The following is a 15,335-nucleotide window of genomic DNA, read 5'->3' on the forward strand; positions in this document are numbered from 1 at the left end:
TCAATCATACTATAAAGTGAGCTTTTCCATGCGAATTTCCGAACGTCTGGCGAGGATCAAGCCGTCCGCGACTCTGGCGGTGAACACCAAGGCGCAGGAGCTGCAGGCCCAGGGACGCGAGATCGTCAGCCTGGCCGTGGGGCAGCCCGACTTCTGCACTCCCATCAACGTCTGCGAGGCGGCCAAGGCCGCCCTGGACGACGGCTTCACCCGCTACACCGCCGTGCCCGGCATCCCCGAGCTGCGCGAGGCCGTGGCCGGGTACTACGGCCGCTTCTACGGCGCCAAGGCCGGGGCGGCCAACGCCATCGTCTGCAACGGGGGCAAGCAGGTCCTGTACAACCTGCTCATGGCCCTGGTGAACCCCGGCGACGAGGTGCTCATCCCGGCCCCGTACTGGGTCAGCTACCCGGCCATGGTCCAGCTGGCCGACGGCGAGTCCGTGTTCGTGCCCACCTCCGCGGACGACGGCTACCTGGTCACCCTGGAAGGGCTGGAGGCCGCGCGCACGGACAGGACCAGGGTGCTCATCCTCAACTCGCCGTCCAACCCCACGGGCTGCTGCTACACCCAGGCCCAGATGGAGGCCATCGCCGAATGGGCGCGCAGGAACGGCATCTTCCTCATCTCGGACGAGGTCTACGACCGGCTGGTCTACGCCCCGTTCGAGCCCGCCTCCCTGGCCAAGACCTGGGAACTGTACCCAGAGACCATCGCCATCGTGGGCGCGCTGTCCAAGTCGTTCTGCATGACCGGCTGGCGCGTGGGCTACGCCCTGGCCCACGAGGATCTGGTCAAGGCCATGACCAAGATCCAGGGCCAATCCACGTCCAACATCAACTCCATCGCTCAGCGCGCGGCGGTGGCCGCCCTGAACGGCCCGTGGGAGGTCGTTGACGAGATGAAGCAGGCCTTTGTCGGCCGCCGCGACCTCGCCTATGAGATCATCACCGGCTGGGGCGCGCCCTGCCCCAAGCCCGACGGGGCGTTCTACCTCTTCCCCGTGCTGGACAAGTTCTACACAGCCGACGCCCCGGATTCGGCGGCCATGTGCACCAAGATCCTCGAAGAGGTCGGGGTGGCCCTGGTGCCGGGGTCCGCGTTCGGCGACGACAAGTGCATCCGCTTCTCGTACGCCGTGGATGATGAGGTGCTCAAGTCGGCCCTCGCCAAGGTCGGGTCTGTGCTGCTCGGGAAATAGCTTCGAGCACCACGGTCTCATCGAAATTGAGAGATAAGGAAGGCCGCCCCTTGGGGCGGCTTTCTTGTTTTGGAGAAAGATAAAGAAGGGAAGAGAAAAATGCGCGGTTGCACCGCTTAAGAGCCGCTGTGCGGGCTGCGCCCCGCACTCGCTCCATGCCCTCCCGGCGGGGTCCATTTTTTTGCTGGCCCAAAAAAATAGACGAAAAAAAGGGCCTGGGAGTGTGGCGCGGCCGCCCGGAGAACGGGAGGCAAGAAGCTGATCCGCTCGGGACGGCTCCCGAATCAAGGATCGCTGCGCTCGCGACGATTCGAAGAGCCGCCGCCCCTCGCGGTCAGCTTCTAACCCCGCGTTCAAGGGCTCGTTTGGGTGAAGGGAAGAGTGGTGGCGGGGCGCTGTATGACGAGCTACGGCGCGGAGTTGGGGAGAGCCGCTGTCGGACGTAGGCGTCCGAGGCGCTCCTTGGAAGCCTCTCTGCGTTCCTGCCCAGCCTTATGCCAAGCCAAACGCGGCAGGCCAATCCTCACAGTCGGAGGCTAGCAATCGGAAGCGGCCCCTAGAGCCCGTCTTGGCGGCGAAGCGAGGTCGGATCGAGTCTGCGCAGCAGACATCTATCCGGCCAGCGAAAGCCGCTACGGGCTCTTGGGTCCGCTTCCGCGCGTTCGCACCAAAGGCGCAGTTTTTGCTTCCTTTTTTCTGCGCCAGCAAAAAAGGAAGTCGCCGTAAAGGCGAAAAACAATGTGAGGAGGACAACCCAAAGCCCCGACGCGGATGCGCGGACATTCCCCCGAGTTCTTCAAGCCCGCCGCAGGCGACCTGCCACATCCCCTACGCGGATGCGCGGACGAACCAATGCGTCCCCACCTCCAAAAAACAGAACGGCGCACCATGCTTGAGCATGGTGCGCCGTCCTATCCCGATATGCCGGGACGGCGGGGCGTCCCGCCTTTTATTCGTACAGCTTGTCGAGCTCTTCGTAGACGTAGCGCATGTGCATCATCTTGGGGGAGCCGCCCATGGCCACCGCGAGCAATCCCGCGTCGATGATCTCGTCCTTGGTCGCGCCGTGGGTCACGGCGTTCTGCACGTGGAGCGAGATGCACATGTCGCACTGGGTCAGGATGGAGCAGGCGATCAGGATCAGGGACTGGTACTTGTCCTCGATGGCGCTGCCCTTCTTGATGGCGGCGGTGAACCCCTGGTACGCCTTGAAGACGTCGCGGCGGTTCTTGTTCATCTGGCGGAAGAGTTCGGTTGCCTTCTCTGCGGGTTCCGGCATGGCGGCCTCCTTTTGGTAGAGTCCGGTCCAGGAGAACGTCTCCTGGACCGGGCCTATGAGAGGGAGAGAGTCCCGATTGGGTTGCCCATTGGGTACATTCAAAAAATCAGGCTGTAAAGCGAAAAAAAAGAGAAAAAAATCAATTTTTGATGAATTTTGTTGCAAATTTTTTCACAAAGGCAACCGATTCCGCGTCTTGGAGCGGAAAAAAGCGCTTCGGCCTTGCCTTGGAAAAAAAGGAAGGGAGCTACTCTTCCTTGCCGTGGATCAGGGTGTACAGCGCGCCCTTGCGGTCCAGGAGCTCCTGGTATTCACCCTGCTCCACGATGCGGCCCGCCTTGAGGACCACGACCTTGTCGTAATAGGGCAGCATGTCCAGGCGGTGGATGACCGCCAGGACCGTGGACTTGCCCTTCCAGTTGGAGGTCAGGATGTTCTGCACCCGGGCCTGGGACTTGTTGTCCAGGGCGGCCGTGGCCTCGTCCAGGATGAGCACGGGCGGGACCTTGAGGAAGGTCCGGGCCAGGGCCACCTTCTGGCGCTGCCCGCCGGACAGGCGGTCGCCCATGGAGCCCACCTGGAAGTTCAGGCCCATCTCGACCACGGGTTCGAGCGCGCCCTGCATGATCAGGGCCTGCATGATCCGGTGGTTCAGCTCCTCCTCGGCCCCCTGGGCGTCGGTGCGCACGCGGCCGAACAGGATGTTGTCCTGGATGTTCAGGGCGTCGATGTACTTGTCGTGGGTGAAGAAGGTGAAGGCTCCCGGATAGCGTTCGGTGACCAGGTCCATGAAGTCCTGGCGGGAGCGGACCACGCGGTTGGCGAACCCCTTGTCCAGGACCACCTGCTTGTGGATGCCCGGGATGTAGCCCATGGCCAGCTTGAAGATCAGCGCCTGTTCCTGTTCGGACAGGGGCTCGCCCGAATCCAGCCGGTTGGCCACCTTCTGGTAGTCGCCGTACTCGGCCTCGGGGATGGGACAGTCCTTGAAGTCTTCGTGGGAGGGTTCCGGGCCGAGTTCGTCGGTGACCAGGCGGGCCAGTGTCTCGCCCAGGACGGTCAGGTGCGCGCTCAGCCCGTGGTCCTCCAGGAAGGCCTGGAACTGGGGGTGAACGTGCAGGTGTTCCTGGTCGAACATCTCCTCGTTGGCCGCGCCGAAGGCGATGTTCTCGGCCACGGTCATGTACCGGGAGTAGGACTCCATGTCGAAGAATTCGATGTGCTCGGCCACGTCCGCGTACATGCCCGCCTGGCCCTCCTGGAACTCCTTGCGCGAGGCCAGGATGGCCTCCTTGAGCACCTGGTTGTCGGCCCTGGGGTCTAGGCGGGAGCGCAGGGCGAAGGCCAGCACGTCGGTGAACAGCCCCACCTGCTGGGTGATCTTGATCAGCTCGTCCAGGTTCGTCTCGTCACCGCCCGGACAGTGCCCGCCCTGCATGGCCAGGGAGCGGCAGGAGTAGAGCAGGTTCTCCTTGACCGTGCCGTCGAAGATGAACGGGTGCTGGGCGACCATGCCCAGGTTGTAGGAGATGTCCTGCTTGGTCAGTTCCGAGACCTCGCGGCCGCCGAGCAGCACGCTGCCGCCCGTGTACTTGTAGAGCTGGGCCACGCACAGGGCCAGGGTGGACTTGCCCGAGCCCGAGAAGCCGACCAGGGCCACGTGCTCTCCGCCCTTGATCGTCAGGGAGACGTTGTCCAACAGGCGGACGTTGCCGCCGACCACGAAGGACAGGTTGCGGATCTCCACGTCGTTGTCCAGGTGGTAGGGCTCGCGCCCCTCGGCGACCTGCCTGAACTCGGCCGAGTGGTCGAAGGCGCGCATGATCTGCTTGTAGCGCACGGAACTGTCCTGGTAGACCTGCCAGAACTCCATGAGCTCCTTCCACGGGTCGTAGAGCTTTTCGTAGGCGGACAGGAAGGCCACGATGGCGCCCACGTCGAAGCGGCCCTGGATGGCGTACCAGCCGCCGATGAGGAAGAGGACGAACGGCCCGAGGCTCATGAAGAAGTTGTTCACGAACTTGATCCCGAACTTGATCCCGTTCTGCAGCACCGTGGCCTTGTAAAGCTTGTCCAGGACTTTGGAGAAACGCTGCTTTTCCAGCGGGATGGAGGCGTTGGAGTGGACCTCGTGCACGCCGGAGATGGCCTCGCCCACCAGCCCGGACAGCGCCTGGGTGTGTTTGATGCGGCGGCGGTTGGCCCGGCGGAAATATTTCTGGATGCGCGGCAGGATGAAGAGTTCGATCGGATAGATGGAAATGGAGATCAGCCCGATGGTCGGGTTCAGGTTGATCATGTATCCGGCCATGGCCAGGAAGGTCAGGACGTTGACCGCGGGCACGGCCACGGCCTGGCCGATGAAAGAGGCCACCGGGATGAACTCGGTGATCAGGTACGAGATGACGTTGCCGGGCGAGGTGCGGCGGTAGAACTGGACCGGCAGGGAGAGCAGGTGTTCGTAGAGCCGCTCGCGGATGGTCTTGAGCGCCCGTTCCCCGATGTGCACCTGCATCAGGTTGATGGCGAACTTGAGCACCCCGGCCAGGGTCACGGACCCGATGTACAGGGCGCAGTATCGCCACAGGGCCGGGACGTCCTTCATGCCGATGGCCTGGTTGATGATCCTTTTTTGCATTTCCAGCGGGACCACGCGCATGGCCACGGTGACCACGATGATGCCCACCACGGTCAATTGCAGCGGGACGCTCTTGTACAGGACCCAGGAATAGAGGGAGGTTTTGGTGATGCGTTTGTGTTCGTTGGGGTGCGGCATGGGTCATCCGTTTTTCGGGTTCGGAACAGTACGTCTATAAACGGTCCGAACCGGTTTTCCAAGCATTATAATGGAAATGCGCGCCCGGGCGGTGGACATTTGCCCCCTACCTGTGGTCAAAAAACAAGTGCGGCGCAACCGGCGGCGAGGTGCCCGGAAATAGGTATGAAGATATCCATCAGGTTCAAATTCTTTGCGGTGCTCCTGGCCTTCAGCCTGACGCCCATCTTCATATCGCGCGGGCTCATGAGCCGGGCCTCCCACGACGTGGCCGAAAAGACCGGCCGACAGACCCGGCACGAGCTTCTGGCCATCATGTCCGACGAGTTCGAATACACGGCCTCCACCCTGCTCAACCTGATGGAGCGCAGTGCCGAGGGTATGCGGCTGGCCACCATCGGCGTGGCCCACGAGGTGGACGGCGCCATGAACAGGACCCCGCCCGCAGGCGGCCCCGAGCCGTTCCTGGCCAACGACTTCGGCGATCCGGACCTGACCCCGCCCGATGCGGCCCGGCGGCAGGGCTATGCCAGGCGGACCATGGGCAACGGGCAGCAGTTCATCCAGGTCAGCTTCGACCACCCCACCTTCCACCTGCCCGCCCACGTGGACGAGCGGGCCGTCATGCCCGAGATGCGCCGCCTGCTCCAGGCCGCGTCCGGCATCGAGACCCTTTTCCGGAACCTGCCCAAGGCGCCGTTCTGGATCAACGTGGCTGTTGAGTCCGGGGTGATGATGACCTATCCCGGCCACGGCAGACTGCCGTTGCGCTACGACGCCCGCGACCAGGATTGGTACCTGGAGGCCCGGACGTCGGACGCCTGCCGGTGGTACCACACCGTGGACCCGGCCACCCGGTACATCGTCAACAAGGTGGCCTTTCCCCTGCGGGACGCGTCCGGCCGCTTCCTCGGGGCCGTGTCCATCGACATCCCGACCCATTCCATGATGCCCAACGAGCAGCTCGAGGCCCGCTGGGGCGGCGAGGTGCGCACCTTCCTGGTGGAGCGCATCCCCGAGGGGCAGCCCACGGACAAGGGGTTGCCCGTCCTGGTCCAACTGGAGCCCAACGAGCAGGGCCGCCGCCACTGGACGAGCACGGTCGAGCGGGAGTGGCTGACCTTTGACGAGCCCGTGGGCTACGAGATCCTGCTCCACGCCCTGGACACCCGCGCATCCGGCGTGGTGGACGTCTCGTTCAAGGGCGAGCCCTCCCTGTGCGCCTTCGCCTCCACCGCCACCGTGTCGTTCCTGGTCATCGCGCCCAAGACCGTTGTGGCCAAACTGCCCAACGAGGTCGCCGCCACCCTGCGGAATCTGTTCACCGAGATGCGCTTCCTGTCCCTTGTCGTCTCCGGGGCCATGCTGCTCATCACCGGGTTCATCGCCTGGTTCGGTTCGCGGGCCATCACCAAGCCCATGTTCAGCATCGTTGCGGCGGCCCAGCGGCTGACCCAGGGGGATTTCAGCGCACGCATCGACCACCGCACCGGCGACGAGCGGGACGAGCTCATCCGGTCCATCAACGACATGGGGCCCAAGCTCAAGGAGCTCATGCACCTGAACCGGGACATGGAGGTGGCCCAGGAGGTCCAGCGGCTGCTGCTGCCGAGCGCGGAGCCCGAGCTGGCCGGGTTCGACATCTCGGGCGGCATCCTCTACTGCGACAAGACCGGCGGCGACTACTACGATTTCCTGCAGGTCTGCCGCGGGGAGCCCGCCTGTCTGGCCGTGGTCGTGGGCGACGTGGCCGGTCACGGCCTGCCCTCGGCCCTGGTCATGGCCGCGGCCAGGGGCCAGCTGCACACCCTGTCCGACATCGAGATGGCCCCGCACGAGCGGATGGGCGCCATCAACCGGGTGCTCGCGCGCGATCTGGACGGCACCGGGCGGTTCCTGACCCTGTTCTATCTGCAACTGCATGCGGACTCGGACCGGGTGCAATGGGTCCGGGCCGGGCATGACCCGGCCATCCGCTACAATCCGTCCACGGACGAGTTCGGCGAACTGCGCGGCGAGGGGCTGCCCGTTGGCGTGGACGAGAACTACGCCTACGAGACCGGCGAGACCGGGATTGCGGAGGGCGAAGTCCTGGTCATGGCCACGGACGGGGTTTGGGAGGCGCACAATCTCGAAGGTGAAATGTTTGGCAAGAAGAGAATGCTTGCCATCATCAGGGAGAACGCCCATAAAAGTGCAAAGGACATCCGCCTGGCCCTGGTGGCCGAGGTGGAGGCCTTCCAGGGCAACGGCCAGGAGGACGACATCGCCGTCGTCGTGGTCAAGAAGGGTACAGGCGATACGTCCATGGCTCGGCATTCCATCTCCTTTCGCATGACCAACAAGGAAAACTGCTTCAAGCGCTTTCACCCCAAGGTGGAGGCCTTCGGGGCGCTGCACGGCCTGCACCCCAAGATCGTCTTCCACCTCACCCTGGTTCTGGACGAGTTGATCACCAACATCATTTCCTATGGTTACGCCGACTTCGACGAGCATCCCATCGACGTGACCATCGCCCTTCACGGCGACGAACTGACCATTTGCGTGGAGGACGACTCCGAGCCCTTCAACATCCTGGAGGCCCCGGAGCCGGAACTGGGCCTGCCCCTGGACCAGCGCGCCAGGCCCGTGGGCGGCCTGGGCATCCACCTGGTCAAGAACATGGTGCACGGCATCCATTACAAGCGGGAAAACGGCAAGAACATACTGACCCTGCACAAGAACATCAGCAAGACCCACTGCCCGGTGCAGGGCTAGGGAGCATACGGAGGGAGACAATGGCATTGAATCAGATCGACGAAGGCGGGGTGGTCATCCTTGCCGTGGACGGCAATCTGGACGGCGAGGGCACCCAGGCCCTGGAGGAGAAGGTCCTGAGCCTGCTCGAGAACGGCACCACCAAGCTGTTGTTCGACTTTTCCGGGCTGGACTACATCAACAGTTCCGGGCTGCGCGTCCTGGTCCTGGCCTACCAGCGGTTGAAGAAGAATTCCGGCCTGGTGGCCATCTGCGGCGTCAAGGACTACATCCAGGAGGTCTTCGAGGTCTCCGGATACGACAAGATATTTCCACTCTATTCCTCCCGCGCCGATGCGCTTGGGGGATTGTAGACCGCGGTCGGCTCTGCCCCACGGATAACTCTGGGGAGCAAAAAGCGTATGTAGGCCCCGCCATTGTTTGGCGGGGCCTTTTTGTGTCTTTCCTTGGGACTTGGTGCGGTCCGCCCCGCCCCGCGAAGCGGCGATAAAAAGTTTGGGAAAAGGAGGGGATGGGGGTCCGGGGCCTCTTATCCCCCGGTCCGTTCGTTGTCGAGCAGGGCCTTTTTCCTGTCCAGCCCCCAGCGGTAGCCCGCCAGATCGCCGGACTTGCGCAGGACGCGGTGGCAGGGGACAGCCACGGCCAGGGGGTTGGCGGCGCAGGCCGCGGCCACGGCCCGGACGGCCTCGGGGTTGCCGAGGGCGCGGGCAACGTCGGTGTAGGTCCGGGTCTCGCCCGCCGGGATGCGCGCAAGCTCCCGCCAGACGCGCTGCTGGAAGGCGGTGCCCCGGATGTCCAGGGGCAGGTCCAGCCCCTGGTCCGGGTGGCGGACAAAGGCGGCCACCTCTCTGAGCAGCGGGGCGAGTTCGTCCTGGGCGTCGCGCAGGTCCGCCTCGGGGAAGCGCTCGCGCAGGGCGTGGATCAGCTCCTCACGTCCGTCGCCGAACTCGATGGCGCAGACGCCTTGGTCGGTGAACCCGGCCAGGACCGGGCCGAGGAAGCTCTCGGCCGTGGCGAAGCGGATGGTCAATCCCTTGCCGCCCTTGCGGTAGACGGCGGGCGACATGCCCAGGGTCCGGCCCGCGTGCTCGTAGAATCGGCTCGGCGCGCCGAAGCCCGCCGCATAGATGGCCTCGGTCACGGATTGCCCTTGGGCCAGGGCGTCGCGGACCCGCTCGTCGCGCACGGCCCGGGCGTATTCCTTGGGCGTGATTCCGGCGCGGCTCTTGAACAGGCGCTGGAAGTGGGACGGGCTCAAGCCCGCGTCCCGGGCCAGATGCTCCAGGGACGGGGGGGGATCGCCCTCGGCCAGGGCGCGTTCGATGGCCCGGCAGGCGGCCGCCACGCGGCCCGAGTCCACGTTTCCATGGGCCGGGTCGTCCGGGCGGCAGCGCTTGCACGGCCGGTAACCCGCCTGCTCGGCCTGGGCCGGGGTGTCGAATAAGCGCACGTTTTCAGGATTGGGCGAGCGGGACGGGCAGCCGGGGCGGCAGTACACGCCGGTGGTGGCGACCGCATAGACGAACCCCGAGGCCGTGGCGTCGCGGTCCAGGACCGCCCGGAGGCGGTGATCATATGGCGTTTGTCGTGAGGTCATGGTCACAAGATACCCGCACGGGCCCGGTAAAACCATCCGTTTCTTGCGCCGCAATCCGGAGTTTCTCCGGGGGCAACAAAAAACCCGCCCGTCCACAACGGACGGGCGGGCCTGTATGGCTGGTGAGGCTGGCCTTTAGAAGCTGTAGCCGAGCGCGGCGCGCATCTCCGCGGGGATGACGGCATCCTGGCCGGGCTCAAGAGCCTTCCAGGGAGCGCCGGCGTCCTTGCGGGAGGCCTTCACTTCCTCGAGGTCGAACCCGTAGCGGGGCACATCGAACTGCTGGCCCGGATAGATCAGATCGGGATTCTTGATCTTGTCGCGGTTGGCCTTGTAGATCATGGGCCACATGAAGGGATCGTTGTACACGTGCTTGTACTCGGAGATCCACCACAGGCACTCGCCCTTGGTCACGGTATGGGTCACGGGCAGCGCGTCGTACTCGGCCTTGTACACGGCCATGGGATCGACGGGCGTCGCGGGCTGTTCGACGACGACTTCCTTTTCCTCGACCACAACCACTTCGGGTTCGGTCTGGACTTTCTTGGAACAACCCCAGGCGAACACGACGCACAGGGAAATTGCCAGTAAAATCAGCTTCTTCATTGAAGGCCTCCTCAAATGAAACTCAGGTTACAATTTCCAGCGAAACGCTGGTTCATGTGTGTACTCTATTCGCCCAATTATCAATAATTTTCTTTTCTTGCAACACCATTTTGCTGGCCGGGTTTTGCTTGATCGCCTCGTCCACGGCCTGGGCCGCCTCGTCCACCCATCCGCCCAGGCGCAGGGACTGGCTGGCCAGGATGTACATGCGCTCGGGCTCGTGGCCGTAGATGGCGAAGACCAACCCCGCGTATTCGCTCGCGAACACGGCCCGGACCAGCTCGTTCTGGGAAAAAATATACCGCGCAAGCAGGACGTTGTCACTGTAGCGGCGCAGGTAGTAGGGGAGCAGCTGGCGGCACTTGGCGATGATGAACCGGATGCGGTCGATCTCGCGGCGCATGGACTCCTCGGTCTGGTTGAGGACCTGGAAGAGCTGCTCGGTGACGTCCTTTTCCGAGGCGTTCAGGTCGCCCTCGTAGAGGCGGTGGAACCACGGCGCGTAGTTCTGCTTCTGGTAGGCGTCCTCCTTGAGCTTCAGGGTCTCGTGGAAGATGTAGCCCAGGGCCCAGTCCAGGAACTGGCCGCCCAGCTGGGCGTGCGGGTCGTTGCGGAAGACGTGGTGGGCCGTGTCCTTCATGCGCCACAGGAGCCCCTTGTTCATCTCGCTGCCGACCAGGTCCTTGACCACGTCGAACTCGACGGTGCCGTCCTCGTCGAAGCGGACGAACTGCTTCTCCAACTGGTCGCAGGCCTGGCAGAAGAACTTGAACAGGTCCCGGACGAACTCCGGGTGCTTGGCCTGTATCCATGCTTTCGACATGCTGACTGTCTCCGTGGTTTGCGCGGTGCCTAGGCGTGGAAGATGACGTCCACGCGCGCGCCGCCCTCTTCGGCGTTGCTCAAATCCATCTCCGCGCCGTGGCTCTCGAAGATGGTCGAGACCAGGGCCAGCCCCAGGCCGGTCCCGGTGTCCTTGGTGGTGAAGAACGGGTCGCGCACCTGGTCAAGGTGCTCGGGCGCGAAGCCCGGCCCGGTGTCCACAAGGGTCACGTGCAGCCCCTCCTCGCCGCGCGCCGCCCGGATGGACAGTTCGCCCGGTCCGTTCATGGCCTGCAGGGAGTTGGCCACCAGGTTGTAGAAGGCGCGGTAGAGCAGGTCCTTGTCCCCCTTGGTGCTCATGTCGCCCTCGAACTCGCGGTCCACGGTCACGCCGAGTTTCTCGCACTCGGGCTCCATGAACACGGCCACCTGGTCGAGGATGGACTTGACGTCCACGTCGTGCATGGCCGGTTTCTTGGGCCGGGCGTAGTCCAGAAACTCGGTGACCGTGCGCGACAGCCGCTTGGCCTCCTCGTGCAGGGCCTCGAGGATGCGCACGTTGGAGTTGTTTTCCTTCCTGGCCTTTTTCAGGATCAGCTCGGAACTGGAGCAGATGATCCCCAGCGGGTTGCGGATCTCGTGGGCCACGCCCGCGACCATGCGGCCCATGCCGGCCAGCTTCTCCTGCTGCTGCAGTTCGAAGATGAGCCGCTCCTTTTCGCGCAGCTGCCTGTTGGACAGCCGCTCGGCCCGGCGCAGCACGGTCAGGACCAGGAAGAAGAGGACCAGGGAGGTGACCAGGGAAAAGGCGATGATCAGCCGTTCGAAGTTCAGGGTGGCCAGGTAGTCGGCGGTGATGTCCTGCTGGAACTCCAGGATGCCCATGATCGGGTTGGCCTCCATGTCGGTCAGGCTGCGCTCGACCCGCAGGGGGTAGTAGGCGCGCAGGACCATGGAGCCGGGATCGAGGTCGACCCGAAACAGGGAGGCCACCTTGGAGACCTTGGACAGGATCTCCGCGCTGAAGTCTTCGGTCTCCCAGGTCTTGTTGACCATATAGTCCGCGTTGCCGTCGTCGCCCACCTCGTCCTTGTTCAGGGAGTAGGTGATGTTCCCTTCGCGGTCGTAGATGCGAAGGCTGGAGACGTGGAAACTGTGGATGGTTGAGCGGACCACCTTGTCCATGGCGCCCGCCTGGTCCTCGTTGCGCAGCCGGATGGCCCCGAAATTCAGCACCGTGGGGATGACGAAGCGGGTGAACAGCTGGTGGCTGACGTTCTCGGCCAGGAGCAGGGCGAAGGCCTCCTGCTTTTCGAGCAGGGTCTGTTCCGCGTACTTGGATATGAAAAGGGAAAGCAGCAGGCTGAAGCTCAGGATGATGACCAGCAGGGTCCAGGAGATGACCCGGACGAACTGGAGCGGACTGCTGCCTTCCTCGCGATTATTCGGCAATGACTCAGAACTCCCGTAAATCTCGTTGTGCGGTCAAAAATACGTTCAGGTCCGCCTTCTCGTCGGCCAGCCCGTCCGCGTCCATGCGCGCCTTGGCCAGCCGCTTGCCCAATTCCACGGCGGGCTGGTCCAGGGGGTTGATGCCCATGAGCCAGCCGGTCAGGATGGTGGCCGCGCCGAGCAGTCCGATGAGCTTGCCCGCCTGTTTCGGCCCGTCAGCGCCCACCTGGATTTCCACCAGGGGCACGCCGCTTGAGGACAGGGCCATGCGCGTGCCGAGCCCTTCGGCCTGGATCAGCTCGCCGAAATCCTTGCCCCGGACATAGGCGAACTGGTCGGGCAGGTCGGCCGGGAACTTCGGTCCGGCGGGCAGGGACGGGCAGGTCAGGAACAGGCACGCCTTGTTGCGCACGCCGTCCATGAACATCTGGTTCACCGAATGCTGGTCGGTCACGCCCACGGCGGGCACGGGCTGGCTGCCCTTGCCTTCCTTGCCGAGGGATTCGGCCCACAGCTGGGCGAACCAGTCCCCGAAGCTGGCCCACAAGGGGATATAGGCGAAAAAGATCATCTCCGTAAAGCCCTTGTCCATGAGCGCCGCGCCCCAGGCGGCCAGGCGGAAGGCCTGTGTCCCGGCCAGGGTCTCGCCGCTTAGGGCCGGGTCGGCCAGCACGTCGGCCACCTCGCGCGCGCCGGCCAGGAGGGCGTCGGTGTCCATGCCCAGGAACAGGGCCGGGATCAGCCCCACGGCCGAGAGCACGGAGTAGCGTCCGCCGAGGTTGTCGGGCACGGGCAGCGCCCTGATGCCGAAGGCGTCTACCTCGCCGCGCAGGAAGCCCTGCTTCTCGTCGGTGACCAGGAGCATGTGTTTGGCCCACTCGTCGCCGAGCCGCTCCTTCATCCACTCCTTGATGATGAAATACTGGCCCACGGTCTCGATGGTCCCGCCGGACTTGGAGACCGTGACCACCACGGTCTTCTCGGGCGGAAGCTTGGCCATGAACGCGGTAAGCGCGTAGGCGTCCACGTTGTCCGCGATCCACAACCACTTGCCCCGGTGGCCGGGCCGGTCCTGTTCGGGATGGAAGGCCTTTTGCAGGGCGCGGGCGCCCAGGGCCGAGCCGCCGATGCCGAGCAGGAGCATGTGGTCGAAGCCGTCGAGGTACCCCTTGAGCCCGGCCAGTTGTTTTTTCAGTTCGGCCGCGTAGGGCATGGTCAGGAAGGGCAGCCTGCCCGCCCCGGTTTCCTCGCGCAGGCGCGCGGCCATGTCGCCGGCCTTGTCTTCGTAGGTCGCCATATCCAGTTGGTCGAGGTCCGCGTTGGTCCAGTCGAGAATGTCAGCCATGTCTTCCTCCATATTGAGGTCGGTGTTCGCCGCGCTCAAGCGTGTTCCGGCACGCTCCCGCGCGTGCCGGTGCGGCGTGTGTCCGTGCGCGTGGGGCACGGTTTGGCAGAGGGTATCACTATTCTGGTGAAAATGTCATGCGCGTCAGCGCTTGCCGAAGAGCAGCCGCTGCAGGTCGGCCAGGGTCGGGGCCGTGCCCGAGTGGCAGACCGGGCCGTGGCCCAGCCGCGCGGCCTGTTTGAGGCGCACGTCGTGGGCCGCCACCGGGCGCACCTGGCCGTTCAGGTCGATCTCGCCCCAGAAGACCGAGGCCTCGGGCAAAGGCTGGTCGTAGAAGGACGACATGATCGCGGCCACCACGGCCAGGTCCAGGCCGGGATCCCTGGAGGCCAGCCCGCCGGTGATCTTGGCGTAGATGTCGTGGCCGCTCAGGTTCAGCCGCAGCCGCTTTTCGAGCACGGCCAGGAGCAGGTTCAGCCGGTTGGTGTCGAAACCGAGGGCCGTGCGCCTGGGGATGGTCAGAAAGGACTTGGACACCAGGGCCTGGACCTCCACGGCGAATGGACGCTGTCCGTCCACGGCCAGGGCCATGGCCGTGCCGGACAGGGACGGGTCCCGCGCGCCCAGGAAAAAGGTCGCCGGGTCCTCGACCACCTCCAGTCCCTGTTCCTTCATGGTGAAGACGATCAACTCGTCGCTGGGCCCGAACCGGTTTTTGAGCACGCGCAGGATGCGCGAGAAATGTTTGCGGTCGCCCTCCAGGTACAGGACCGTGTCGACCATGTGCTCGAGCAGCTTGGGCCCGGCGATCTGGCCGTCCTTGGTCACGTGGCCCACCAGGATGAGGGTGGTCCCGCACTTCTTGGTCTTTTCCACCAGTTCGCTGGACACGGCGCGCACCTGGCTGACCGAGCCGGGGATGCCTTCGGCCAGGGGAGAGGCCAGGGTCTGGACCGAGTCCACGATGAGCAGTTCCGGCGGGTTGGGCCCTTCGAGCACGGCCAGTCCGTCCTCGACCTTGTTGGTGGCCATGGCCAGCAGGCCGGGCCCGAGCAGGCCGAGTCTGCCCGCCCTGGACTTGAGCTGGGCCAGGGATTCCTCGCCGGACAGGTAGACCGCCGTGTGCCCGAGCCGCGCCTGGCTGCCCGCCAGCTGCAACAGCAGGGTGGACTTGCCGATGCCCGGCTCGCCGCCCACCAGGATGGCCGCGCCGGGCACCAGCCCCTTGCCGAGCAGGTGGTCCAGGGAAGGCAGCCCGGACGGCCGGGCTCCGAGGTGTTCGCTCTCCAGGTCCTCCAGGAGCTGGGGCGTGGACTGGGACGCGGCCGCGCCCACCGGGACCGAGGTCTTCTTCGACACGGTCACGGCCTCCAGGGTGTTCCATTCCTTGCACGACGGGCACTGGCCTTGCCAGCGGGGGGACTGCGCGCCGCAGGCGGCGCACCTGTAAGTTTCCTTGGTTTTCATTTCTTGAGTATCCCGCCATTTGCGGGCAAAAGT

At 64.6% G+C, this 15,335-nt stretch carries 11 protein-coding genes; 3 read left to right on the top strand and 8 right to left on the bottom strand.

The features are described 5' to 3' along the window. Positions 1–28: 28 nt before the first annotated feature. Positions 29–1,201: a pyridoxal phosphate-dependent aminotransferase gene (locus BerOc1_RS11345; RefSeq protein ID WP_071545808.1), complete on the top strand. Its 1,173-nt coding sequence runs from the start codon at positions 29–31 to the stop codon at positions 1,199–1,201. Between the two features lie 949 nt (positions 1,202–2,150). Here the strand turns inward: BerOc1_RS11345 and BerOc1_RS11350 are convergent. Then, entirely contained in the window at positions 2,151–2,480 is a 330-nt protein-coding gene (locus BerOc1_RS11350; protein ID WP_071545809.1) for a carboxymuconolactone decarboxylase family protein, read from the bottom strand. Positions 2,481–2,727: 247 nt separating this feature from the next. Continuing rightward, positions 2,728–5,256 (bottom strand): ABC transporter transmembrane domain-containing protein, encoded by a 2,529-nt coding sequence (locus tag BerOc1_RS11355; protein ID WP_071545810.1) that lies wholly within the window; start codon positions 5,254–5,256, stop codon positions 2,728–2,730. A gap of 165 nt (positions 5,257–5,421) precedes the next feature. Between BerOc1_RS11355 and BerOc1_RS11360 the strand changes: the two genes are divergently transcribed. Continuing rightward, positions 5,422–8,013, top strand: coding sequence for a SpoIIE family protein phosphatase (locus BerOc1_RS11360; RefSeq protein WP_071545811.1), 2,592 nt, complete (start codon positions 5,422–5,424; stop codon positions 8,011–8,013). Positions 8,014–8,033: 20 nt separating this feature from the next. Continuing rightward, positions 8,034–8,366 carry an STAS domain-containing protein gene (locus tag BerOc1_RS11365; RefSeq protein ID WP_071545812.1) on the top strand — a complete coding sequence of 111 codons (333 nt, stop codon included), beginning with the start codon at positions 8,034–8,036 and terminating at the stop codon, positions 8,364–8,366. A gap of 176 nt (positions 8,367–8,542) precedes the next feature. Here the strand turns inward: BerOc1_RS11365 and ada are convergent, their stop codons facing one another. From ada to radA, 6 genes are all read right to left on the bottom strand, one after another. Further along, positions 8,543–9,610, bottom strand: a complete 1,068-nt coding sequence (gene ada, locus BerOc1_RS11370; protein WP_071545813.1) for a bifunctional DNA-binding transcriptional regulator/O6-methylguanine-DNA methyltransferase Ada — start codon at positions 9,608–9,610, stop codon at positions 8,543–8,545. 135 nt (positions 9,611–9,745) lie between these two features. Then, positions 9,746–10,216, bottom strand: a complete 471-nt coding sequence (locus BerOc1_RS11375) for a LysM peptidoglycan-binding domain-containing protein (protein ID WP_071545814.1) — start codon at positions 10,214–10,216, stop codon at positions 9,746–9,748. A 52-nt stretch (positions 10,217–10,268) separates the two neighbouring features. Then, complete coding sequence (locus tag BerOc1_RS11380) at positions 10,269–11,039, bottom strand: hypothetical protein (protein ID WP_071545815.1); 771 nt, start codon at positions 11,037–11,039, stop codon at positions 10,269–10,271. Positions 11,040–11,068: 29 nt separating this feature from the next. Next, positions 11,069–12,490 (bottom strand): sensor histidine kinase, encoded by a 1,422-nt coding sequence (locus BerOc1_RS11385; protein ID WP_071545816.1) that lies wholly within the window; start codon positions 12,488–12,490, stop codon positions 11,069–11,071. A 4-nt stretch (positions 12,491–12,494) separates the two neighbouring features. After that, complete coding sequence (locus tag BerOc1_RS11390) at positions 12,495–13,835, bottom strand: phosphoglucose isomerase-related protein (RefSeq protein WP_071547093.1); 1,341 nt, start codon at positions 13,833–13,835, stop codon at positions 12,495–12,497. Positions 13,836–13,979: 144 nt separating this feature from the next. After that, positions 13,980–15,302: a DNA repair protein RadA gene (gene radA, locus BerOc1_RS11395; RefSeq protein ID WP_071545817.1), complete on the bottom strand. Its 1,323-nt coding sequence runs from the start codon at positions 15,300–15,302 to the stop codon at positions 13,980–13,982. Positions 15,303–15,335 lie beyond the last annotated feature (33 nt).

The organism is Pseudodesulfovibrio hydrargyri (assembly GCF_001874525.1).
In the GTDB taxonomy this organism is placed as follows: domain Bacteria; phylum Desulfobacterota; class Desulfovibrionia; order Desulfovibrionales; family Desulfovibrionaceae; genus Pseudodesulfovibrio; species Pseudodesulfovibrio hydrargyri.

What these genes read in the sequence shown, in the direction of transcription:
- BerOc1_RS11345 (WP_071545808.1), top strand. Translation starts at nt 29, where the DNA reads ATGCGAATTTCCGAACGTCTGGCGAGGATCAAGCCGTCCGCGACTCTG.
- BerOc1_RS11350 (WP_071545809.1), bottom strand. Translation starts at nt 2,480, where the DNA reads ATGCCGGAACCCGCAGAGAAGGCAACCGAACTCTTCCGCCAGATGAAC.
- BerOc1_RS11355 (WP_071545810.1), bottom strand. Translation starts at nt 5,256, where the DNA reads ATGCCGCACCCCAACGAACACAAACGCATCACCAAAACCTCCCTCTAT.
- BerOc1_RS11360 (WP_071545811.1), top strand. Translation starts at nt 5,422, where the DNA reads ATGAAGATATCCATCAGGTTCAAATTCTTTGCGGTGCTCCTGGCCTTC.
- BerOc1_RS11365 (WP_071545812.1), top strand. Translation starts at nt 8,034, where the DNA reads ATGGCATTGAATCAGATCGACGAAGGCGGGGTGGTCATCCTTGCCGTG.
- ada (WP_071545813.1), bottom strand. Translation starts at nt 9,610, where the DNA reads ATGACCTCACGACAAACGCCATATGATCACCGCCTCCGGGCGGTCCTG.
- BerOc1_RS11375 (WP_071545814.1), bottom strand. Translation starts at nt 10,216, where the DNA reads ATGAAGAAGCTGATTTTACTGGCAATTTCCCTGTGCGTCGTGTTCGCC.
- BerOc1_RS11380 (WP_071545815.1), bottom strand. Translation starts at nt 11,039, where the DNA reads ATGTCGAAAGCATGGATACAGGCCAAGCACCCGGAGTTCGTCCGGGAC.
- BerOc1_RS11390 (WP_071547093.1), bottom strand. Translation starts at nt 13,835, where the DNA reads ATGGCTGACATTCTCGACTGGACCAACGCGGACCTCGACCAACTGGAT.
- radA (WP_071545817.1), bottom strand. Translation starts at nt 15,302, where the DNA reads ATGAAAACCAAGGAAACTTACAGGTGCGCCGCCTGCGGCGCGCAGTCC.